Raw genomic sequence first — 20,834 nt, forward strand, 5'->3', positions numbered from 1 at the left:
CATCAAATTTATTTTGATTCAACATCCTCAAATTGATTCGTACGGTTTATTGCTTTTTATATAAATAGAAAGCTCCAATAGCAACAGCCCATAAGCCAAAAAGTGGTGCCGCCCATCCAGAATGATCACCTGTTGCAGGCAAGACTTGTTTGAATCTAGTAGCATTTCCCCTTGAAGAGCTTGCGATTGGATCCACGCTGATTTGCGAATTTGTTTTGATTGTGGATTCAGGCTCGCGGGGCGCATCTTTATTTTCTTTGCCTTGTGCCGGCTCTTCTCGCGGAATATTCTCACTTTGATCTGGACGATGCGGTATGGATTCTTTTTCATAGACAAGCGTCACTTCTGAATTTGTGTCACTAAATGTTCCTGCAAGCTCTCCGATATTTTCTTTAAACTGATAACCAGGAATGGACTCTACTTTAACTTCGTATGGCGCACCTAGTTCGCCTTGCATCACAAAATCATCCGCGAGTTTTTTTCCTTCTTCATCTAAAAAGTGAACGGTAACTTGTCCTTTTTCAGCGACTGGTTCTACTGTTTTTGCATAAACAAATTGGACATTTTGCTGTTCAAGTGAAAAGACTCCCTTTTGTTCGCCACGAATGGTTTTCAATTGATAACCTTCCAACTGCTTAGCATCAATTTGATATGCTTGCCCCACTTCACCTTCAATGCTTTCTGGTTCTGCAAGTTTATCTCCATTTTCATCTACAAAAGAAGCGATAACCTGTCCTTTTTGAGGTGCAGATTCAGCGGTATACGTATAGATAACTTCTTGTGTTTGATTCGTTAAAATGGGGTCTATATAAATCCCCTGCTCAGCCCCCTCAATGTTTACTAATGAATAACCTGGGATTTGAGGTGCTGCTTGGACGGCGTAAGGCTCGCCAATCGTTCCAATAGACTGAAATGGCGGGACAAGTTCATTCCCGTTTTCATCCAAATAATAAGCTGTCACTAAACCGTTAATAAACTTGATATTGTACCAAACTCGTGTGACCGTACCGTCTACTTTATTTTGGTAATCAATAAAAATCGTGAAGCCTTGATAATTAATATCTGAACTGCTCTTGAAAAAATTATTGATGGATGACATTTGAATGCTATTTTGCTCACTTGCCGGGGAAATAGTATGACTATAATCTACGGATTTCATTCTTAATGGTGTATTTGATTTATAACTAAAGAAATTGGCTATTAACGATATTTCATACTCCAATTCTTGATTTTTCAATTCTTCAGGAAGAGGTAGGTTCACTTTGAATTTTTCAAATGAAGCGGGGTTATAGTTGACTTTTAAATCATATTCCGCTTCGCTCTGTGCACTTACGTCTAGCGGTTGAATAAATAGAAATAACCCAATTAATAAAATCCCCCAGAGGCTAACAAATCTTTTGACCACTTATGACACTCCCTTATTTGTTATTTCGTATATAATAACATGTCAAAAAAGCCTATCGCTATGGAAGAAATTCACTTTTTTTTACAAAAAAACTGCTATTATGTCTATTTTGTGAACATTGATTGCTTTTTGGCTTTCAATCAAAAAAAGTGTTTGGCTTCTTGCTACCCCTAGCCAAGAAACCAAACATAACTTCATTTCAATTTAGCTACTTCTTCCTCTAAATTCGCAGCTTGCGTAAGAGCGGAAATGACCGCCACACCGTCCACACCTGCTTGCAAGACAGCCGAAACATTTTCTGTCGTAATCCCGCCAATCGCAACGACAGGGCACTCAATGCCCGCTTGACGTATCTCTTCCAAAAGTGCAAGACCGACTGGGGCCTTCGCGTCCGCCTTAGAGCTCGTCGCAAAAATCGGGCCCACGCCTATATAGTCGAGTCCTTGCAGGTTGCTTGCTTCCGTTGCTTCTTGAAGCGAACTCACAGATAGCCCCACTTTCATTTTCGCGCCGCAAAGCTCGATCACTTCCTGAACCGGGCGGTCGTCCTGCCCAACGTGAACACCGTCTGCGCCGAGCATAAGCGCGAGCTCAACATCGTCATTTACAAAAAATGGAACTCCGTAAGTTTGGCAAAGCAACTGACATTTTCGCGCCGTTTTAATCATTTGGACGCGTTCCGTTAAACTTTCAACCCCTTTTTCACGAAACTGGAAACAAGTAATCCCGGCTTGTAAAGCTTTCTCCAGAAAGCCGACCAAATTCGCCTTTGCAACATCCTGCGTTCCTGCTATCAAATAAACCGCCAGTTCTTGCCTCATTTCTGCTCACACTCCCGGTAAGCAAAATGATTGGTCGGCCCATGACCGTGGCCAATTCCGAGTGTTTCTTTGATCGCACAGCGAATGAACTCCTTGCCAGTACGAACACTTTCAACAAGTGACTTGCCCTTCGCAAGCTCCGCTGTGATGCACGCTGAAAAAGTACAGCCCGTTCCATGCGTGTGTGGCGTATCAAAGCGCTCGCTTGAAAGCCAAATAGATTCTTGTGGACTAAAAAAGAAATCCGTAGCTTGCTCCGTATTCGCATGACCGCCTTTGATCAGAGCAGCGCCTGCCCCCAAATCTATGAGCATCCGCGCCGCTTTTTCGACCGCTTCCGCCGTTTCGATCCGCATCCCAACTAACGCTTCCGCCTCCGGAATATTCGGCGTAATCAAAGTCGCAAGCGGCAGCAAGTCTTCCTGGAGCGCCTGAAGAGCTTCCCTTTCAAGCAGCGCTTCCCCGCCTTTTGCAATCATCACCGGATCAATCACAAGCTGAATACCCGACCAATTTTTCAGTTCAGCCGCCACATGCTGAATTACCTCCGCATCCACGAGCATCCCCGTTTTCACCGCTTGCGGCATCAAATCCTCACGAATCGCCGCGAGTTGGTCATCCAAAATCGCCGTTGGAACTTTATGAAACGACTTCACGCCAAGCGTGTTTTGCGCGGTCACCGCTGTAATCACCGACATCCCGTAAACGCCGCGTTCTTGAAAAGTTTTTAAATCAGCTTGAATCCCAGCCCCGCCGCCGCTATCAGAACCAGCAATCGTTAACGCTTTTGCAATTTTCATTCTGGATGGCTCCTTTCTTCGAGCATGACACGTTCCTGAACAGCTTCCTTCGACCAATTCGCAAGCGCATCCAAAAATACCGGTCGAAACGATCCAGGTAGATTCGTGGAACCAAGTTTTTCTTCCGCGAACTCGGAAGCAACCGCATAGCTCGCACAGGCTTCAAGGCAAGCTAGATAAGCCGCATCAGTTGGGGAAGCCGCAATAAACGCTCCGCAAACCGCGCTCAAAAGACAGCCCGAACCCGTAATTCTTGGTAAAAGTTTACTGCCATTTGTGATTTTCGCAAACTGATCGCCATCCGAGATCACATCGCTCGCCCCGCTTAAAACAGCGATCGTTTCGTATTTCTTCGCCACTTGACGCGCGATTTCGACTTGATCGGCATCGCCACTTCCCGCATCGACACCTTTCCCTTGCCACGCTATGCCTGCCAGTACAGCCATTTCGCCAGCGTTACCGCGAATCGCCGTAAACTTGACCTCCTCAAGCAACTCAGCTACCACCTTGCGCCGAAAACGTGTTGCCCCAACTCCAACGGGATCAAGAACAACCGGAGTTCCAGCCTCATTCGCTGCTTTCCCGGCTTGTTTCATCGCCCAAACAAGCTCGGCATCAAGCGTTCCGATGTTAATCACGAGTACATCCGATGCTGTTGCCATTTCCGCTACTTCTTCTGCTGCCGATGCCATGATCGGTGAAGCTCCAATCGCAAGCAAACCATCTGCTGAATCACCTGCCACCACAATATTTGTAATATTATGTACTAACGGATTTTGTTTTTTCACTTGTTCCAATAAATCAAACCGTCTCATTTTTTACACCTCGCCATACTTGTTTTTGGAATGCCATATTGAAAAATTCGACCTCTAATTCCGCGCTGATGAGGAAACCTTTGCGCATTCGCTCACGCACAGCCTCACTTGCGTTCTGCGCCGCTTTTTCCACCAATTCTCTTTGCAAGAAAACGGCCGCTTGATATTCCTTAGCCGCATAACTCGCTAGCAACTCTTGATAAAGCGGATGTGGGCTCCTTTCCTTCAGATACAGATTGCCCATATCCGCATATAGCGCATAACATGGCAGAAGTGAAGCCATCGTTATCCCAAATTCATCCGAAAAAGCCATCCGGTACAAATGAGATGTATAATGATAAGCCGCTGGCGACGGTTGCACCGACGTTAATGCTTGATCCGAAATGCCCGCACGCGGATAAAAAGCTTCGCGCATGCTCAGTTCAGAAGTGCGTAAGCGTTCAAGTACGCGATCCATTTCGAATTCAACCTTTGGATCACGCGTTTGCATTTTCGCGAGTTCAGTAACTTTCACAAAATGAGTGAGGTAATAATGGTCCTGCAATAAGTAATAAATAAACTTTTCTTCTTCGAGCGAACCATCAGCAAGACCTCGTACAAACGGATGTGTAAGGCTTTCCTGCCAAACAACCCTCGCTTCTTTTTCCCAAGCTTTTACAAATTCCATCTAGACATCATCCTTTCTTCTAGAAAAAATGCGCCTATTTCTTAGCACAAAAAAACGCGCCTTCTATTTCCAAATTTGCAAAACAAACAAAGAAATAGAAAAGCGCGCTGCTTTTAAAAATTTTCCACTTCCCTACGCTTGCACTAACAAACAGGTTCAAAGGGTCAGAAAGAATTCTTTCTATCTCAGCCGCAAATCGGCCCCCCTAGTGTTGCATTATTTACTTTTTCCCATCATAACACAGCTTCTCCTAAGCGACAATCTTCCGAGATGTAACTTAGTCGAAAATCGTAGCCATTTTCGGCGCATCAAACACTTCATAATAGATATCTGCTTCGCTCGCGCCAGCTTCAATCAAAGCATTTTTCACACCAATCGTAAATTCTGGCCGGCCGCAAAGATAAAAAGCCATCGGTTCGCTAAAATCAAGCCAGTTTTTCAATTTTTCTGCATTGATCCTGCCTGCTGTGCTTGTTTCATTCGTGATGATTTCTACCTTATCACGGAGCGGTGCCACTTCTTTTTCGAAGATATTATCCGCCAACTGCCGATAATTTTGAATCCAAATAGTCTTCTTACCTTGTTCTTGTGAAGCCTTTGCCATTGGTAAAATGGGTGTCATGCCGATTCCCGAGCTAATAAGCACATTCGTTTGGCTGTTTTCAGCTAAGCAAAAATCACCCGCTGGCGCACTTAAACAAATTTCATCGCCAGGTTTAACTTCTTGCGTCAAATAGTTCGAGATAATACCTTTGTTTTCCTTCCGAATCGCGATATGAACTTGATTTTTCGTTTCATCGGCCGCATAGATGGAATAATGGCGATTGGAAAAATAAGTTTCGCCATCTTTTTTTATTCGAACAGTAATGTATTCACCCGGAATGACTTTGCCGATTCCGAAGTCCGACTGTAAACCAATTTTGACAAAGCCATCCACCGGTTTCTCGACAGAAATTACTGTGAAAGGTTTGAAATCGTGCCAAGCTTCTTCTTTGTACATTTCTTTTTCAGCATCAATGAAAACCTGAGCAATTTCGCCATACGCCGCTGTCCATGCATCAATAATTTCGTCCGTTGCTGTATCACCAAGCACGATTCCGATCGCTTCAATCAAGTGATGTCCAACAATTGGATAATGTTCTGGCTTTACTTGTAATGCGCGGTGCTTATACCCGATTTGAATCACGTGGGGTTTTAACGCCGAAAGATCATCAATATTCATCGCAGCGGCGAGAACCGTATTCGCAAGCGCCTTCGATTGCGTTCCTTCACGTTGATTATTTTGGTTAAAAATATTCAGCAATTCCGGGTGCGCTTTAAACATATTTTGGTAAAAAATGCCCGTAATTTCTGTTCCCTTATCCTGTAAAAATGGAATAGTACTTTTCACGATTTCTTTCGTCTTTTCATCTAACATTTGCGTTTTCCTCCATTCAATTCATGCTGCGCTGCCTTACATGTCGGTCTTTACAGCAACTGAAAACGCCTCAGAGCCCAAAAGCTTAGTATAAATTCTGGAAAAAAGTTTCTTCAACCTGTATTTCCCATTTTTCTTCATCTTCCGGATGCCGCTTCAAACGCAAGGTGACCGTTTCAGCTTTCGATTTCGCCTTACTTTCTAAGAACATCCGCTCAAGAAACTCAAAACTTGCTACATCAGCTATTTTTCCCATTTCTTTATCTGCACTTTCAGCTTCAACAGCCTTAGCAGCCGATTGATCCGCTTTCTGGTCCAACTGGCTATCCAATTGATCCGAATCGCAACAACAGCTTCCTTTCCCGTGTCACGCTTAACGTGTACCGAATAAGAAGTTGCTTTTTTCAAATGTGTACTTAGCTTTTGATGCAATGAAGCAATTTTTTCTTCTGAAACTTCCGGTAAAGCATTTTGCATGGTTGTTAAAAATACATTTTGGTTTTCTTTTTGAATCAGTCGATCAGCTAACCGATAGATCAATTCTAGTTCCGCGCATCTTTCTGATATATAGCAGTCTACAATCGCCCAAGCCGCCTTATCTGCTTCTTCCAGACGACTGCAACCACTAAATAGAATCAGCATGGATAGCGCGCTACAACAAGCTTTTTCATTTTGTTTCTCCCGATTTCTCTGATGCCGCGGCATGATCTGCCGTTACTCTTCATAAGTCTTACACTCATATCCGCTTATTTGCTATGCTTCATTTTGAAAAACTCTTTTTCTAGAAAATAAGACCCAAATTTGTTTAACTAGCAAGACTAGATTTTCATTTTAAATTTACTTGTCCAAAACCACGACGTAAGTAACTTCAATTGGACCATGGACACCAACAACTAGCTGCATTTCAATATCCCCTGAGTTAGACGGTCCGGAAATAAAGTTAATCGAAGAACCCACTTGTTCCCCGTTTTTTTCTTTTTGGTCATAATATTCCGCTGCTTGAGTCGAACGCGGTACAATTTTGCTTTTGGGAATGACCGCAATATAATGAACCGGTAAAAAGTGAAGCGAGCGCCCTTGTTCAGGACTAGATTCAACGACCACCGAGCCACTTTCTGCAAGTAAAAATTCCGCAAAAGCAATTGCGATATTCGCTTCACTGGCCGCGACAATGTTTTCTTTTCGGTTCGCGTCGCCTTTTTGCCAAACTTTCACCGACGCATTCGGCCAGTTATCAGCAGGAAGCGCTTCTAATCCGTATTCAGAAAAACGCGGATCGTCTGCGATCAAAACAGACTCATCGCCAAACTGGTGGCAAATCGTCTGAAGCGTTTCAGATAGCCCTTCAAGTGACGTTTCCACCAAATCCGTATGAATCTTGGCGCTGGATGCTTTAGCTATTTCAAGCAACTCATCTTGCGTTTTACCACTGAGCGTAGTGTGGACCACATCATGAACGTAAGTCGGATGCGGAACTTCCTCGCGAATTCGTTCACGACCAAGTCGCTCTGCAACATGATTTAAAAAACTTTCTTGATTATTACTCATTCGATTCGCCCTTCTTTGCTCGATTTTTATACCAGTTGCGGAAATTGTCTTTTGGTTTTGGCGGCCGCGGCAAATCACGCACCTGTGTCCAGCCTTTGATAAGTCCAAATCCGCCAGAAACAAAACCACCAAATTGATACATATTATCAATCTTAGCATCGTGATGTAAACCAAGCAGGCTCATACCAGCGTGCCCAAATGTCATTGCTTGCTTGAATAAAAACGGTGAGGCTGTCGCTTTGGCGATTACCTTCATTTGCGTATTTTCAAAGCCATGTTTCATTTTAAGCTCATCCGTCATCACTCGGCGATGCGCAATTAAAAGCTCGTGTAGCGGGATTTTAACCGGACAAGTTTCCGTACAAGCGCCACAAAGACTTGACGCATAAGGAAGTTCGCCAAATTGCTCATAACCGCCGAGCACAGGCGAAAGAACCGCACCAATTGGTCCCGGATAAATCGAGCCGTAACCATGCCCACCGATCGCACGATAAACCGGACAAACATTTAAGCAAGAACCGCAACGGATGCATTGCAAAACTGATTGGAATTCCGTTCCCAGTGTATTAGAGCGCGCATTATCGAGAATCACGACGTGAAAATCTTCTGGACCGTCCGCTTCCTCGCTCAGTTTGGGTCCTGAAAACGTAATATAACTCGTCAAACTCTGCCCAACAGCACTTCTCGAAAGCAAGTTGTCCATCACTTCCGCATCCGCCATCGTTGGAACAATCCGCTCCATCCCCATCAAAACAATTTGCGTATCAGGAATACTTTCACAAAGATCAGTATTTCCTTCATTCGTCACCAGGTTCACCATGCCGCTATTGGCAACTGCAAAGTTACAACCCGTAATCCCGATGTCCGCTTCAAGGAAAAACTCGCGCAGCACCTGTCTCGCAAAGCGAGCCATGTGCTTCGGCTCATTATCCCCAGTGTAATTCAATTTTTCAGCAAAGACTTCTCGAATTTGCTCCCGGTTTTTATGTATATCCGGAAAAACAATGTGCGAAGGCTCATCCCAGTCGTCCATCTGTAAAATAAATTCTGCAAGGTCCGTTTCCATCACAGAAACGCCGTCAATTCCAAGCAATACTTGATCCAAATCAATTTCCGTTGTCACCATTGATTTCGACTTCACAATTTTCTTCGCTTGCTTGGCACGGACAACCTCTTCCACATAGTCTGTCGCTTCCTTTTCCGTTCTTGCAAAAAAGACTTTCCCGCCTTTTTTCGTCACGTTTTCTGCAAACTGTTCCAAATAATAATCCAAGTGCGTCAATGTGTGCTGACGAATTTGTTCGCCTACTTCGCGCCACTCTTCCCAGTTTCCTAGTTCCTTCCGTGACGTTTCGCGCTTCACCCACTGGTCGTCCTGTGATTTAGCAACGGCCTTGCGCATAAACGTATCATTCATACTATCTTCAATTCGCGTTTTAAAATCTTTTTCACTCGTTGATAAAGCCATTTTCATTCACTCTCCTATACCGCGCTTAGCTTCGACTTATCTTGAACTTGATTCAATACTTCGGCAATGTGCATAATCTTGATTTCTTTTCCTAACCGGTTAAATTTACCACCAATATTCATCAAACAGCCCATATCTGCACTGATTAAAATTTCCGCTTCCGTATCGATCACGTCTTGTACTTTCTCCGAAACCATTTGCTCCGAGATCTCCGGCATTTTAACTGAGAAAGTTCCACCAAAGCCACAGCAGTTTTCCACGTGTGGTAGTGGCACCATTTCAAGTCCCTTCACTTTATCAAGCAGTTCAAAAGGCGCTTCACGCTCGCCTAAAATTCGTGTCATATGGCAAGAACGATGGTAAGTTGCTTTTCCATTTAATTCCGCTCCGACATCCGTCACGCCAAGTACGCGGTAAATAAATTGAGAAAACTCATAGGTCTTTTCACTAAGTTCACGCGCCGCCTCAGCAAGTTCTGGATCATCCTTAAAAATTTCCTTATATTCTCGCATCATCCCCACGCAAGAACCAGAAGGTCCAACGATATATTCCGAATCCTTAAAAGCCTTCAATTGATTTCGCAAAGTTGCTTTCGTATCTTCCATGTAGCCGCTATTATAAGTCGGCTGGCCACAGCAAACTTGTGATTCTGGAAAATCTGTTTCAACACCAAGACGTTCCAGACATTCCACCATCGCAATTCCAACATTCGGAAACATCATATCCACTAAACATGTTGAAAAAATACTGACTTTCATTTTATACGCCTCCATCACTTTCTTACCTATTCAGAGCTGACTGCACCAATCTTTATCCTAGGAAAAAATTTACGCTCCGCGAATGGACTTACTTGCAAAAAAATGAGTCGTCCAGTTTGTGCCCAACAAACCAAGATTTAACGTATCCTTCACGACTTGTTCCATCTTCCAGCACCTCTTTTCTTTGTAATCATTATAAACTAATTCTCAGGAGAATGCTCGAGTAAATCCAAGAAAATGGAATTCCCTTAAACTATTTCCTGGGAAATAAAAAAAGTGGTTATTCCCAAGTTTTCAACTTGAAAGTAACCACTTTTTGTTTTATAAGGATGGAATATTTTTTTGGCGTTTGATATACCAACGAAGTGCTAGAATAACAACCCCAATAATTGTTGTAAGGGTTGGATCAAGTGCCACATTGATAGCTGGCGGAATAACAAGCTGAACAACCGTCATTACAAACATCCAAACTGCAACAACTAACACAGCCATTAAAATATACCGCAATGTACTTCCTTTTTTACCTGTTCGCATCTCAGCTGAGTATTTGCGCAAAATAATCATAGCAAAACCGCCGACGATTCCCGTAACTACGAGCACGGCAATACCTAAAGTTTGCCCTTGGAAGAAGGCACTAATTCCAGAAATCAACATCATTGCTCCAAGAACGAGCAAAGCCCCATCAAGGAACAGCCAACCTTTTCCAGTCGTAGGTTCTCCCGGTGAACGTTCAGCTTTCACGGTAAGCGAAGTGACATATTCAGTCGGTGTTAAATCAAACAGTTTTCGCGCTGTAACGCCTTGTTTTTGTTGTTCTAAGATTTTCTCGACCATCTCCCGAACAATTTCATTGCGTTGCGCTTCCTCGTAATCCGTCGTTTTTAAGTGTTTTTCAACTTCTTGAACATATTGCAAATTTTTCTTTGTCAAGGCGCTTTTTTGCTCTTCCAAAGAAGGTTTGCTTGTTTCAGTTTCTGTCGTCACGAAAACAATTCCTCCCACTTAGCTTGATAACAACCATTATACAGAAAAAAAGCAAAAATAGCGATAGCTGACTAACTTTTTGAAAAAACCTGATATTCTTTTACGCAAGCGACTCCTAGTTAAGGGAAAAGCCTGTTTATCTTTTTTCACAAACCAATTAATATACTTAGGTGGTCGCTTTGTTGTAAGATAAGGGTGAAAAAATTCTCGCCTGAGGTGAAAACATGATTAACCTAGATCAACCATTGTTAGCTTATCTTCAAGATGACCCTAAACTCACAAAGCAAGTATTTTCCGGTCACTTCGGACTAGAAAAAGAAAATTTGCGTGTCACACCTAGCGGTCAATTAGCCTTAACGCCTCACCCGGCCGTTTTTGGAAAAAAAGAAGATAACCCACTGATTAAAACCGACTTTTCCGAAAGTCAAATTGAAATGATCACGCCTGTTTGCGATTCCGTTGAAGAGGTTTATGAAGCCGTCTCCAACTTACATCATATTGTTACACTAGCACTCGAAAACGACGAGCTGCTTTGGCCAAACAGCAACCCACCGCTGATTCCAGAAGAAGAAAAAATCCCAATCGCGGTTTACGACGACGGCGCAAATAGTCCAAGCAGACAATACCGTGAACATTTAGCAAAAGAATACGGAAAAAAAGTCCAGCTTTTAAGTGGCACCCACTTCAATTTTTCCTTTTCAGATACGCTTTTAAAGGAACTTTTTGACGTTTTCCGCACAGAAAAAGAGAGTTACCAAGATTTTAAAAATCGCATTTACTTAAAAACTGCTAAATATTTCATGAAAAATCGTTGGTTGCTCGTTTATTTGACCGGAGCTGGCCCCGCTTACATGGAAGGTTTCACAAAAATCGCAAGTGAAGAACCCGCTAACGAAGGGGCACGGCTTATCAAAGAAGGAATTTCACTTCGTAACAGTTCTTCTGGTTACAAGAACAGGGAGTCGCTGCACATCAATTATGATACCTTTGATGGGTACATCACAACGATTCGCGAACATATTGAAGCAGGCGAAATCAATAGCATGCGTGAATTTTATAACCCGATTCGCTTAAAAAACAGCCACACTGACCAATCTCTAGATGGCTTGGCTGAAAAAGGCGTAGAGTATCTAGAAATTCGGTCAATCGACCTTGATCCGCTTGAAGAAGTTGGCATTGCGAAGGAAACCTTGCATTTCTTGCAACTCTTCTTACTCACGGGACTTTTATCTGAAGATATGGAGCTTTGTCCAAACAATCAAGAAGTTGCCGACCGCAACGAAGAAATCACGGCTTTATTTGGCCTTTCACATCCAATGCTCACAGACTGTTCTGGAAAACGCGTGCCGTTCGTTGAAGCTGGCATGGCTGAACTTGATAAAATCGAACAAATTTTGGATTTGCTTGCACCGAAAAACAAAGTACTTCGTAATGTGCTAGCCAAACAAAAAGATCGCTTGCTGTACGCCGAAAAAACCATTGCAGCTCAAGTCGTGACAAATATCAAGCAACGTGGCTACCTCAGTTACCATCTTGATGTGGCGCATGATTCATTCGCGCAAGCTGACCTAGAAGCTTACCGTTTCATTGGAGCGGAAGATTTAGAACTTTCAACACAGATTGTATGGAAAGCCGCTTGGAAAAAAGGCGTTAGCGTGGAAATTCTCGATCACGCTGAAAACTTTTTGCGACTATCCAAAAAAGATCACACGGAACTGGTAAAACAAGCGACGAAAACATCGCGTGATAATTATATTTCCGTTTTGCTAATGGAAAACAAAGTCGTAACGAAAAAAATCCTAGCTGAAAACGGTATCCGCGTGCCATTTGGGGAAAACTTTACGGACATTGAAGTTGCACTCGAAAGCTACGCGCACTTCAAGGGGAAACAAATTGTTGTCAAGCCGAAATCAACGAACTATGGTCTTGGAATTAGCATCTTTAAAGACGACTTTAACCAAGATGTGTTCCATGAAGCACTTAAAATTGCATTTAGCTATGACGAATCTGTCATTATTGAAGAATTCATTCCTGGAGATGAATATCGCTTCCTTGTTATTGGCGATCAAATTGAAGCTGTCTTACAGCGGGTTCCAGCAAACGTTATCGGTGATGGTGTCCATACGATCGCGGAACTCGTTGACGAAAAAAATGATGATCCCCTTCGCGGTACAGAACACTTGAAGCCGCTTGAAAAAATCTTAAAAGGCCCTGAAGAAACATTGATGCTTAGCTTACACCATTTAGACTGGGATAGCATTCCTGAGCGAGACAGAGTTGTTTATCTACGCGAGAATTCGAACATCAGCACTGGTGGAGATAGCATTGATGTGACGGATGAAATGGATAGCTATTACAAAGGCATGGCGATAAAAGCAGCTAAAGTAGCTGATGCCAAGTTCTGCGGCGTTGACATCATTGTGCCACCAAATCCAACTGATTATGAAAAAGCAGCGATTATTGAGCTCAACTTTAATCCAGCAATTCAAATGCACACCTTCCCTTATGAAGGAAAGCGTCGCATGATTGGCGACACAATTATTGATTACCTATTCAATGAATAACAAAAAGCCCGCGCTTCAAATTGAAGCGTGGGCTTTTTAATGTTTCACGTGAAACAATTAAACGTTAAAGCGGAAATGAACAACATCCCCATCTTTCATCACATATTCTTTTCCTTCTAGGCGAACTTTCCCTGCTTCTTTGGCTGCATGTTCCGAGCCATATTCCACAAGATCACCATAAGAAACCACTTCTGCACGAATGAAGCCGCGTTCGAAATCTGTATGAATGATTCCGGCACATTCAGGCGCTTTCATACCCTTCCGAAACGTCCAAGCGCGTACTTCTTGAACTCCAGCAGTAAAGTAAGTTGCCAGTCCAAGCAGTGAATAAGCCGAACGAATCAATTTATCAAGACCCGATTCCTCAATGCCAAGCGCTTCAAGAAATTCAGCTTTATCCGCATCTTCTAGCTCAGCAATTTCTTCTTCCGCGCGTGCACAAACTACGATAACTTCAGACCCCTCTTCAGCCGCAAGCTCTTTCACTTGTTGCACGTACTTATTGCTGTCAGGATCAGCGACATCTTCCTCGCTCACATTCGCTACATAAAGAACCGGTTTATTGGTTAGCAAGAATAAATTGCGGACGATCCTGGACTCTTCTTCATTAAATTCAAGCGCCCGAGCCGGCTTGTCATTTAAAAAGCCTTCTTTAAGCTTCGTCAAAACGTTAAACTCAGCTACCGCTTCCTTGTCTTTTTGTTTCGCCATTTTTTCCACACGGCCGATACGTTTTTCAACGCTTTCAAGGTCCGCTAAAATCAGCTCTAAATTGATTGTCGCGATATCATCGAGCGGATCCACACGCCCTTCCACGTGCGTGATGTTCTCATCTTCAAAGCAACGCGTCACATGACAAATCGCATCCACTTGGCGAATATGCGACAAAAATTTGTTTCCAAGTCCTTCACCTTTACTTGCCCCTTTTACGATCCCGGCAATATCCGTAAATTCAAAAGTCGTTGGCACCGTTTTTTTCGGGCTCACGAGTTCAGTTAATTTATTCAAACGATTGTCTGGAACCTCAACAATGCCAACATTGGGATCAATCGTTGCGAACGGATAGTTTGCAGCCTCCGCTCCAGCTTTTGTAATTGCATTAAAAAGTGTTGATTTCCCAACATTCGGAAGTCCGACAATACCAGCTGTCAATGCCATTTTATAATAACTCCTTTTCACTTTAATCGTTTCAAATCACTAAGAACTATTATAAAGGTTTTTCTCGCAAAAAACCACCCAAATTCTGCTATAATGATCGTATCTAAGCCACAAGGAGGAACTCAAATGATACTTGAAACTGAACGCTTATACGCAAACGAAATGACTCAAGCCGACCTCCATGCTTCAAGACCCAGAAGTGATGTATGCTTATGAGCATGATTTTTCGGATGCCGACGTACGTAGCTGGCTCGAAAACAACCTCCGTCGCTACCGCGAGCTTGGTTTTGGACTTTGGGGCATTTACTTAAAAGAAAACGATCAATTTATCGGAAACGCTGGGATCACCTACCAAGAAGTCGAAAACGAAACGGTGCTAGAACTGGGGTATTTGCTTAAAAAAATTTATTGGCATAAAGGCTACGCCCGTGAAATAACGGCTGCAATCGTTCAATATGCCCAAGACAAACTTCATGCGCCAGAAATCCATGCGACAATCAAAACAACCAATGCAGCGTCCATTCGCGTTGCCGAAAACAATCAGATGGAGCGAACTAAAGCTTATATCAAGTTTTATTATGGCATCGAAATGCCCCATTATTTGTATACGCGGAAACTATAAAAAACTAAGCAACCACGTTTTTTCAAGGCGGTTGCTTAGTTTTTCTTCACTTTGTGGAAAAATCATAGGTTACTTTACCATCTAGTATGGTTAGCATAGTCTTAGCTTCATCTGCCGGATCTGACAAGCGGATAGTATATCCAGAATCCAACCCTGACTTAATCTGCTTGGATAATTTCTGAAATGCTTTGATTAGCTTCGGCCATTTTTCATTTGTTGGGTCTTCCTTGATGTTGTTTAATGAGTCCGTTAATCTACTGTCCGTCATTATAACATTGAATTGTTTTTTAGCAGAATCATATTCAATGTTAGCACCACCTTGCAAACCTTGTTCAAGCATTTGCTTAATTTGGCTGACTTTCTTATCAGTTTGATCCGCCACATTTTGTTCCGCAGGTTTTTCTTTTTTCATTATCTGTTCCTCTTCTTTAACTGATTTTTTTGAAGAGCTTTCCTCGCCACAGCTAGTTAGTAAGCTCATACTGACCAGACCAAACACCGCGGCTGTATGGAATACTTTCTTTTTCATTTTCCATCCCCATTCGATTGTCTGTTCTTCATTTTAGACTACGCTTATCCGTCTACGTAAAACGGCTATCAGAAATAAAATTATGACCAAGCTATACACCTAACTATTTGAACTTCTCAATAACTCCTATTTTATACCTTGATCCCCCAGACGATTTCAACCATTCGCTGCAATAGGAACATCTAATGCATATTTTTCCAATTTTTCAGCATCCTTTACAATCCACGGCTTGCTTGAAAAGTTGATAGCATCTTCTTCAGCAAGTTCATTTAAAGCTTTAGACACAATTTTTCGTGAGCAACAACAGCAAGACGCAATAAAGTCCATGGAAAAGAATCTCGGAAGTTCTTTTTGTATTCTCTGCTGTTAGATCCATCTTGTCACTGACAAACTTAATAAATCGAGCGACTCTCTCCTTAGGACGGAATTGAAATTGGACTTCAAACATATCAATTTCTTCTCTGAATTGTTCGAGAAGAAGAAATGACAAATGTGATAATAAATTATCCTTATCAAGGATATCAAAAACTTCATCAATATCAAGCACAATCAATGTAGCATCCGTTAATGCTTCTACAATTAAGTTTGCCTTCCCCGTATAAAACTGACCTATCCAAACTGTGTTTTCAAAAGAGAGTTTTGTCATTTCTTTATTTTCCATATAGCTCATTTGAAAATAGCCCGTTTTTTGGATATATAACCTGTTTTCCTTAAATTTAATTCGTTGATGTTTTTTGATATACCTTATCGTATGCTGACATTTCACTAAAATGTAATCAATAATAACATCATCTTTTTCTAATAAAGCTTGCAATTCAAAAAATTTCATCTCATGCCTCATCCCCAACTAAATAGATTCCTTTCTTTTCTTGATATTACTAATAGTAGCAAATAATTTATTGTTAATTTGCTATATTTTTCGGGAAAAAGGCTTTGTTTTTTTATATTTATTCACATTTTCTTCACATTATTTACGTTTTAACAACTAAATTTCATCGTTTTTAGAAAATTCGCATTTAGATGCGCCATAATTATTATATAATTTCGACATTGATTTTCCTCTATCCTAGATTGAAATTGCAATTATCACATAGAGGCTAAAGCATCTACTGGTTTACATTTCGCTGCTTTATTAGCAGGCGATATCCCAAATACAATGCCTACGACAAGTGCAAAAAAGAATGAGAAAGCAACGACTCCAACACTGACTCCAGGTGGTACATCGGCAACAGCACTAAATAACATGAAACCTAGGCTCCCAATAACGATCCCAATAATCCCTCCTGTCACGCTAATGACGGCCGACTCAATTAAAAATTGAATAAGAATGGTACTCCGCTTAGCACCTAAAGCTTTTCGAATACCAATTTCTTTCGTTCGTTCCTGTACAGAAACAAGCATAATGTTCATAATTCCAATACCACCGACAATCAACGAAATTGCCGCAATTGCACCTAAGGTATTGGTAAGCAGAGCATTAACCGTATCAAACGTATCAAGCACTTCTTTTTGATTTACAATTTGAAAGACTGGATTATCGCTATCTTTCGTTTCATTTTCAAATTTCAGTGATAAACGGCTTTTCAAAATACTAATAACAAAATTAACCTTATCTGCGGAGCTAGCTTGTACATACACTGAGTTAATCTTTTGATTTTTAAGCAAGCGCTCAGCTGATGTAATTGGTAGAATTATTTGCTTATCGGTCGACCCTAAGAGCGATTCACCGCTCTTTTTAAGAACTCCGACAATCTTATAGTTCAACCCGTTTAATTTGATTGTTTGGTTAACAGGATTGCCAAAGCCAAATAGCTCAGTCGCGACTTCATGACCGATTATAGCAATTTTTTGATTATTATCGACGTCCACAGGGGATAAAAACCGACCTTTAGCTATCTTAGATCCGTGAACTTGTTTAAACTGCTCGTTCGTCCCAACGATACTAAATGCCTTACCCCCTTGATCGGTCAGCACGTTTGCACTTCCATCAATTTCAGGAGCAATATGGGAAACACCCTCAATATCTTTATATTCCATGACTTCCTGTAAATCAAGCTGATTCGTTTTACTTGTCGAATTATTATAAACGGTGATCAGATTCGAACCGAGATCTCCAAGTTGTTGATTCACACCATAACTAACGCTTTTCCCAAGCGAAACGAGCAAAATAACTGAAGCTACACCTATGATAATGCCAAGCATTGTTAGAAAGGAGCGCATTTTCCTAGCAAAAATTTGTTTTAAAGCCATTTGCAAGCTTTGAAAAATCAGCATATGCTTCCCTCCTGTACTAACTTGCCGTCATGCATTTTAAGCATCCGTGAACCTTCCTCAGCAATTTCTTTATCATGTGTGATCATAATAATTGTCCTGCCTTCTTGGTTAATTCTTTGAAGCATTTTTAAAACTTCCCATCCATTTTTCGAATCTAAGGAACCTGTTGGCTCATCTGCCAGCAAAATAGACGGAGAACCCACTAAAGCCCTCGCAATTGCCACTCGTTGCTGTTGTCCTCCAGATAATTGATTGGGTTTATGATGTATTTTGTCTGCCAGCCCTACTTGTTCAATAACGTGACTGGCTTTTTCTATTCTCACTGAACGTGATGTTCCACGGTAAATAAGCGGAAGCTCTACATTTTCTAGTACGGATAAATTGGGTAGCAAGTTGAATTGCTGAAAAATAAACCCGAGCTGTTGATTACGAACTGCCGCTAGTTTGTTGTCGCTCATCCCTAAAAGTTTTTCATCTGAGAGGTAGTAATCTCCTTCGTCTGGAAGATCTAAACAACCAATAATATTCAAAAGAGTAGATTTACCCGAACCTGACTGCCCAGTAATCGTCAAAAATTCTCCTTTTTCTACGCTAAAGGTAATATCGTCTAATACTCGCAAAGTTTCGTTTCCCATTTGATACGACTTGGAAATATGCTTTAAATCAATTAACATAACGGTTTACCCCCTCGATCACTTGGAACTTGTAGACGTCGAAGGTAAAAATATTTCTTCGCCTTTTTGCAAGCCTTTTTTCACTTCGATAATGTTGTCATTGCGTATACCTGTTTCAATGACTTGCCTTGTTTTTTTCGTTTGGTTGTTTTTATCTTTTTTAGCCACCAACACATAATACTCATCTTTACTATTTTTCTGAACGGCTTCAATCGGAATATTTAGGACATGCTCTTTTTTGTTTACAAGAATTGAGCCCGAAACAGTCATTCCTGCTTTTAGATCTTTCGCATCATTTAATTCAACCATTACAGTGAAAACTGCAACGTTGCTTTCCACTGTTCCTTTTTCAGAGATAGATTCAACTTTTCCTGTAAATGTGCGATCTGGGTAAGCTGTAACATCTACAGTTACTTCCTGCCCCTCCTTAACCTCTGCAATATCCATCTCATCAATCTGCAAATTCAGTTCTAAATCAGCATAATCTGGAAATTGCTGGTTTTTCGGGACAATTGTTCCAGCGCCATTCGCTTTTACTTCAACTGTACTTTCTTTTACCTTGGTTGTTACATCGTCTCCTTGGTTTGCATCCGTTGCTGTGTCGGTATTAAAGGCAGCAATAATCACAATAACTACGAGAACAACCAACACAATACCAATTGTCCAAAATATTTTTTTCTTCATACTCTCTCCTTAGTTTTCGTCATTAATTACTTGTGTTTGGATAAATGATGCATATAGTTCATGTGTGCGAATCAATTCCTCATGCGTACCCTGACCTGTTATACGTCCTTTGTCGACGAAAATAATTTTATCTGAGTGCTTGATTGTATCAATACGGTGAGCAATGACAAAAATCGTTTTATGTTTCATCAAATTCAGCAATGATTTTTGTACATATTGTTCAGTTCTTACGTCCAAACTTGCTGTCGCTTCATCTAAAAGTAAAATTTGCGCTTTACTTAAAAATGCTCTTGCAATTGTAATCCGTTGTTTTTGTCCACCGGAAAGTTTTACCCCGTTTTCACCAACTTCAGCATCAAGTTTTTCAGGCAGTTCAGCTACAAAACTATCTGCATAAGCAAGTCTCAGCGCTTCCCATAAATCTTCATCCGTTACATCATGTTTCAATCCGTAAACTAGATTTTCTCGAATTGTACCAGAAAGCAACAAATTATCTTGTAACACATAGCTGAATTGCGAACGCCATGATTCTAACGAAATATTTTTCATTGAGTCTTCCCCAACGAAGATATCTCCGCTGATTGGGTGATAAAAACGCTCTAGTAATGAAAAGATAGTTGATTTTCCTGCACCGCTTGGTCCGACAAAGGCGATCATTTCACCAGGACTGCTTTCAAAGGAAAGGTCATCAATAACAATGTTCTTTTCGTCATAAGAAAAAGTGAGATTCTTAGCATAGATATGCTTATCTGAAAGTGACACGTTCGTTCCAAGTTTCAGATTTTCAGAATTTTCGTCGAGAATTTCATTGATTCTCTCTGTAGCTCCCTTAGCTTTTTGAAGCTGCGAAAAAAAGGTCACAAATGATGTAATTGGAGATAAAAGTTGAAAAACATATATTAAGAAGGCAATCAGCGTTCCGATTGTTAGTGTTCCAGCGTTGACACGAATACCACCATAAATAATAATTCCGATTATAATTCCCATAACAACAAAAACGGTTATTGGACTGATAATAGCATTAATCTTAGCTTCTCTATTACCAAACTGAAATAGTTTCATAAGATCATCGTGTCCATTTTTTACTTCTACATGCTCAGAAGTAGTTGCTTTCACTAACCGAACATTACTTACAACCTGCGAAATTTTCGAACTAAATGCTGCTGTTTCCGTTTGCAAGCCCTTTGAAATGACAAATAATTTCTTCCCTAGCGGGGCAACAAACAAGATTAATACTGGAATTGCGATAAATAGTATCACTGTCAATTTCGCATCCATAACAAGTAAAATTGCGACAATTCCGACCAACGAAATAATTCCATTAATAATTTGCGGGAATTGATCTGAAACAAGCGTTTTAATAAGCCCCGTGTCGTTTATCATTCTGCTGACAAATTCGCCAGAGTTGGTATTGTCAAAATAACGAATTGGTAAGTACAAAATTTTACTCCATAATTTATCTCTGATCGCAAATACTAATTTCAATCCTATTAAATTTAACAAATAAATAGCAAAACCACTCAAGACAACTTGAACGGCAAACAAAATTATCAAGTAGAAGACAATACTATAATCAAAATTCTTTCCCATAAAACCGTCAATAAAATTTTTAGCAAAAAGTGGTACCGCTAGCGCAACAACTGTTG

At 41.2% G+C, this 20,834-nt stretch carries 22 protein-coding genes and 1 riboswitch; of the genes, 2 read left to right on the forward strand and 20 right to left on the reverse strand.

Annotated features, from left to right (window positions below):
• Positions 1–46: 46 nt before the first annotated feature.
• The 12 genes from HCK02_RS06110 to HCK02_RS06165 form a co-directional block, all read right to left on the reverse strand.
• The gene (locus HCK02_RS06110; RefSeq protein ID WP_167629209.1) at positions 47–1,405 is read right to left on the reverse strand and encodes a MucBP domain-containing protein; all 1,359 of its coding nucleotides are present in this window, start codon (positions 1,403–1,405) and stop codon (positions 47–49) included.
• Positions 1,406–1,599: 194 nt separating this feature from the next.
• Positions 1,600–2,226 (reverse strand): thiamine phosphate synthase, encoded by a 627-nt coding sequence (gene thiE / locus HCK02_RS06115; protein WP_167629210.1) that lies wholly within the window; start codon positions 2,224–2,226, stop codon positions 1,600–1,602.
• Positions 2,223–3,026, reverse strand: coding sequence for a bifunctional hydroxymethylpyrimidine kinase/phosphomethylpyrimidine kinase (gene thiD, locus HCK02_RS06120; RefSeq protein ID WP_167629211.1), 804 nt, complete (start codon positions 3,024–3,026; stop codon positions 2,223–2,225). The genes thiE and thiD overlap by 4 nt, the downstream gene beginning before the upstream one ends.
• Positions 3,023–3,841, reverse strand: a complete 819-nt coding sequence (thiM, locus tag HCK02_RS06125; protein WP_167629212.1) for a hydroxyethylthiazole kinase — start codon at positions 3,839–3,841, stop codon at positions 3,023–3,025. Before thiM ends, thiD begins: the two co-directional genes overlap by 4 nt.
• Positions 3,828–4,508, reverse strand: coding sequence for a thiaminase II (gene tenA / locus HCK02_RS06130; RefSeq protein ID WP_167629213.1), 681 nt, complete (start codon positions 4,506–4,508; stop codon positions 3,828–3,830). Before tenA ends, thiM begins: the two co-directional genes overlap by 14 nt.
• Positions 4,509–4,620: 112 nt before the next feature.
• A riboswitch (TPP riboswitch) is annotated at positions 4,621–4,725 on the reverse strand.
• Between the two features lie 60 nt (positions 4,726–4,785).
• Positions 4,786–5,925, reverse strand: coding sequence for a globin domain-containing protein (locus HCK02_RS06135; protein WP_167629214.1), 1,140 nt, complete (start codon positions 5,923–5,925; stop codon positions 4,786–4,788).
• A gap of 85 nt (positions 5,926–6,010) precedes the next feature.
• A complete protein-coding gene (locus HCK02_RS06140) occupies positions 6,011–6,181 on the reverse strand; it encodes a hypothetical protein (protein WP_167629215.1) in 171 nt (56 codons plus the stop codon).
• Positions 6,169–6,630: a hypothetical protein gene (locus tag HCK02_RS06145; protein ID WP_167629216.1), complete on the reverse strand. Its 462-nt coding sequence runs from the start codon at positions 6,628–6,630 to the stop codon at positions 6,169–6,171. The genes HCK02_RS06140 and HCK02_RS06145 overlap by 13 nt, the downstream gene beginning before the upstream one ends.
• Before the next feature lie 132 nt (positions 6,631–6,762).
• Entirely contained in the window at positions 6,763–7,473 is a 711-nt protein-coding gene (locus HCK02_RS06150; RefSeq protein WP_167629217.1) for a LutC/YkgG family protein, read from the reverse strand.
• A complete protein-coding gene (locus HCK02_RS06155) occupies positions 7,466–8,941 on the reverse strand; it encodes a LutB/LldF family L-lactate oxidation iron-sulfur protein (RefSeq protein ID WP_167629218.1) in 1,476 nt (491 codons plus the stop codon). Before HCK02_RS06155 ends, HCK02_RS06150 begins: the two co-directional genes overlap by 8 nt.
• Positions 8,942–8,955: 14 nt before the next feature.
• The gene (locus HCK02_RS06160) at positions 8,956–9,699 is read right to left on the reverse strand and encodes a (Fe-S)-binding protein (protein ID WP_115753522.1); all 744 of its coding nucleotides are present in this window, start codon (positions 9,697–9,699) and stop codon (positions 8,956–8,958) included.
• A 321-nt stretch (positions 9,700–10,020) separates the two neighbouring features.
• Positions 10,021–10,683, reverse strand: a complete 663-nt coding sequence (locus HCK02_RS06165; RefSeq protein WP_167629219.1) for a DUF1129 domain-containing protein — start codon at positions 10,681–10,683, stop codon at positions 10,021–10,023.
• A 224-nt stretch (positions 10,684–10,907) separates the two neighbouring features.
• Between HCK02_RS06165 and gshAB the strand changes: the two genes are divergently transcribed.
• Positions 10,908–13,247: a bifunctional glutamate--cysteine ligase GshA/glutathione synthetase GshB gene (gene gshAB / locus HCK02_RS06170; RefSeq protein ID WP_167629220.1), complete on the forward strand. Its 2,340-nt coding sequence runs from the start codon at positions 10,908–10,910 to the stop codon at positions 13,245–13,247.
• Between the two features lie 57 nt (positions 13,248–13,304).
• Here the strand turns inward: gshAB and ychF are convergent, their stop codons facing one another.
• Positions 13,305–14,405: a redox-regulated ATPase YchF gene (gene ychF, locus HCK02_RS06175; protein ID WP_167629221.1), complete on the reverse strand. Its 1,101-nt coding sequence runs from the start codon at positions 14,403–14,405 to the stop codon at positions 13,305–13,307.
• A 181-nt stretch (positions 14,406–14,586) separates the two neighbouring features.
• Here ychF and HCK02_RS06180 point away from each other — a divergent pair, with 181 nt between their 5' ends.
• The gene (locus HCK02_RS06180) at positions 14,587–15,027 is read left to right on the forward strand and encodes a GNAT family N-acetyltransferase (RefSeq protein ID WP_208970448.1); all 441 of its coding nucleotides are present in this window, start codon (positions 14,587–14,589) and stop codon (positions 15,025–15,027) included.
• A 46-nt stretch (positions 15,028–15,073) separates the two neighbouring features.
• Here HCK02_RS06180 and HCK02_RS06185 read toward each other — a convergent pair whose 3' ends face one another.
• From HCK02_RS06185 to HCK02_RS06210, 7 genes are all read right to left on the reverse strand, one after another.
• Positions 15,074–15,556, reverse strand: a complete 483-nt coding sequence (locus tag HCK02_RS06185) for a hypothetical protein (protein ID WP_167629222.1) — start codon at positions 15,554–15,556, stop codon at positions 15,074–15,076.
• Positions 15,557–15,712: 156 nt separating this feature from the next.
• Complete coding sequence (locus HCK02_RS14195) at positions 15,713–15,841, reverse strand: hypothetical protein (protein WP_281348873.1); 129 nt, start codon at positions 15,839–15,841, stop codon at positions 15,713–15,715.
• Entirely contained in the window at positions 15,834–16,385 is a 552-nt protein-coding gene (locus HCK02_RS06190) for a Crp/Fnr family transcriptional regulator (protein ID WP_246215539.1), read from the reverse strand. Before HCK02_RS06190 ends, HCK02_RS14195 begins: the two co-directional genes overlap by 8 nt.
• A 257-nt stretch (positions 16,386–16,642) precedes the next feature.
• A complete protein-coding gene (locus tag HCK02_RS06195; RefSeq protein ID WP_167629223.1) occupies positions 16,643–17,830 on the reverse strand; it encodes an ABC transporter permease in 1,188 nt (395 codons plus the stop codon).
• Entirely contained in the window at positions 17,824–18,504 is a 681-nt protein-coding gene (locus HCK02_RS06200; protein ID WP_167629224.1) for an ABC transporter ATP-binding protein, read from the reverse strand. The genes HCK02_RS06195 and HCK02_RS06200 overlap by 7 nt, the downstream gene beginning before the upstream one ends.
• A gap of 18 nt (positions 18,505–18,522) precedes the next feature.
• Positions 18,523–19,188, reverse strand: coding sequence for an efflux RND transporter periplasmic adaptor subunit (locus tag HCK02_RS06205; RefSeq protein WP_167629225.1), 666 nt, complete (start codon positions 19,186–19,188; stop codon positions 18,523–18,525).
• Positions 19,189–19,197: 9 nt separating this feature from the next.
• Positions 19,198–20,834 (reverse strand): ABC transporter ATP-binding protein (locus HCK02_RS06210; protein ID WP_167629226.1); only part of this gene is annotated, 1,637 nt, incomplete at its 5' end.

Source organism: Listeria valentina (assembly GCF_011800755.1).
In the GTDB taxonomy this organism is placed as follows: Bacteria; Bacillota; Bacilli; order Lactobacillales; family Listeriaceae; genus Listeria; species Listeria valentina.

What these genes read in the sequence shown, in the direction of transcription:
- thiE (WP_167629210.1), bottom strand. Translation starts at nt 2,226, where the DNA reads ATGAGGCAAGAACTGGCGGTTTATTTGATAGCAGGAACGCAGGATGTT.
- thiD (WP_167629211.1), bottom strand. Translation starts at nt 3,026, where the DNA reads ATGAAAATTGCAAAAGCGTTAACGATTGCTGGTTCTGATAGCGGCGGC.
- thiM (WP_167629212.1), bottom strand. Translation starts at nt 3,841, where the DNA reads ATGAGACGGTTTGATTTATTGGAACAAGTGAAAAAACAAAATCCGTTA.
- tenA (WP_167629213.1), bottom strand. Translation starts at nt 4,508, where the DNA reads ATGGAATTTGTAAAAGCTTGGGAAAAAGAAGCGAGGGTTGTTTGGCAG.
- HCK02_RS06135 (WP_167629214.1), bottom strand. Translation starts at nt 5,925, where the DNA reads ATGTTAGATGAAAAGACGAAAGAAATCGTGAAAAGTACTATTCCATTT.
- HCK02_RS06140 (WP_167629215.1), bottom strand. Translation starts at nt 6,181, where the DNA reads ATGGGAAAAATAGCTGATGTAGCAAGTTTTGAGTTTCTTGAGCGGATG.
- HCK02_RS06145 (WP_167629216.1), bottom strand. Translation starts at nt 6,630, where the DNA reads ATGCCGCGGCATCAGAGAAATCGGGAGAAACAAAATGAAAAAGCTTGT.
- HCK02_RS06150 (WP_167629217.1), bottom strand. Translation starts at nt 7,473, where the DNA reads ATGAGTAATAATCAAGAAAGTTTTTTAAATCATGTTGCAGAGCGACTT.
- HCK02_RS06155 (WP_167629218.1), bottom strand. Translation starts at nt 8,941, where the DNA reads ATGGCTTTATCAACGAGTGAAAAAGATTTTAAAACGCGAATTGAAGAT.
- HCK02_RS06160 (WP_115753522.1), bottom strand. Translation starts at nt 9,699, where the DNA reads ATGAAAGTCAGTATTTTTTCAACATGTTTAGTGGATATGATGTTTCCG.
- gshAB (WP_167629220.1), top strand. Translation starts at nt 10,908, where the DNA reads ATGATTAACCTAGATCAACCATTGTTAGCTTATCTTCAAGATGACCCT.
- ychF (WP_167629221.1), bottom strand. Translation starts at nt 14,405, where the DNA reads ATGGCATTGACAGCTGGTATTGTCGGACTTCCGAATGTTGGGAAATCA.
- HCK02_RS06180 (WP_208970448.1), top strand. Translation starts at nt 14,587, where the DNA reads ATGCTTCAAGACCCAGAAGTGATGTATGCTTATGAGCATGATTTTTCG.
- HCK02_RS06185 (WP_167629222.1), bottom strand. Translation starts at nt 15,556, where the DNA reads ATGAAAAAGAAAGTATTCCATACAGCCGCGGTGTTTGGTCTGGTCAGT.
- HCK02_RS06190 (WP_246215539.1), bottom strand. Translation starts at nt 16,385, where the DNA reads ATGAAATTTTTTGAATTGCAAGCTTTATTAGAAAAAGATGATGTTATT.
- HCK02_RS06195 (WP_167629223.1), bottom strand. Translation starts at nt 17,830, where the DNA reads ATGCTGATTTTTCAAAGCTTGCAAATGGCTTTAAAACAAATTTTTGCT.
- HCK02_RS06200 (WP_167629224.1), bottom strand. Translation starts at nt 18,504, where the DNA reads ATGTTAATTGATTTAAAGCATATTTCCAAGTCGTATCAAATGGGAAAC.
- HCK02_RS06205 (WP_167629225.1), bottom strand. Translation starts at nt 19,188, where the DNA reads ATGAAGAAAAAAATATTTTGGACAATTGGTATTGTGTTGGTTGTTCTC.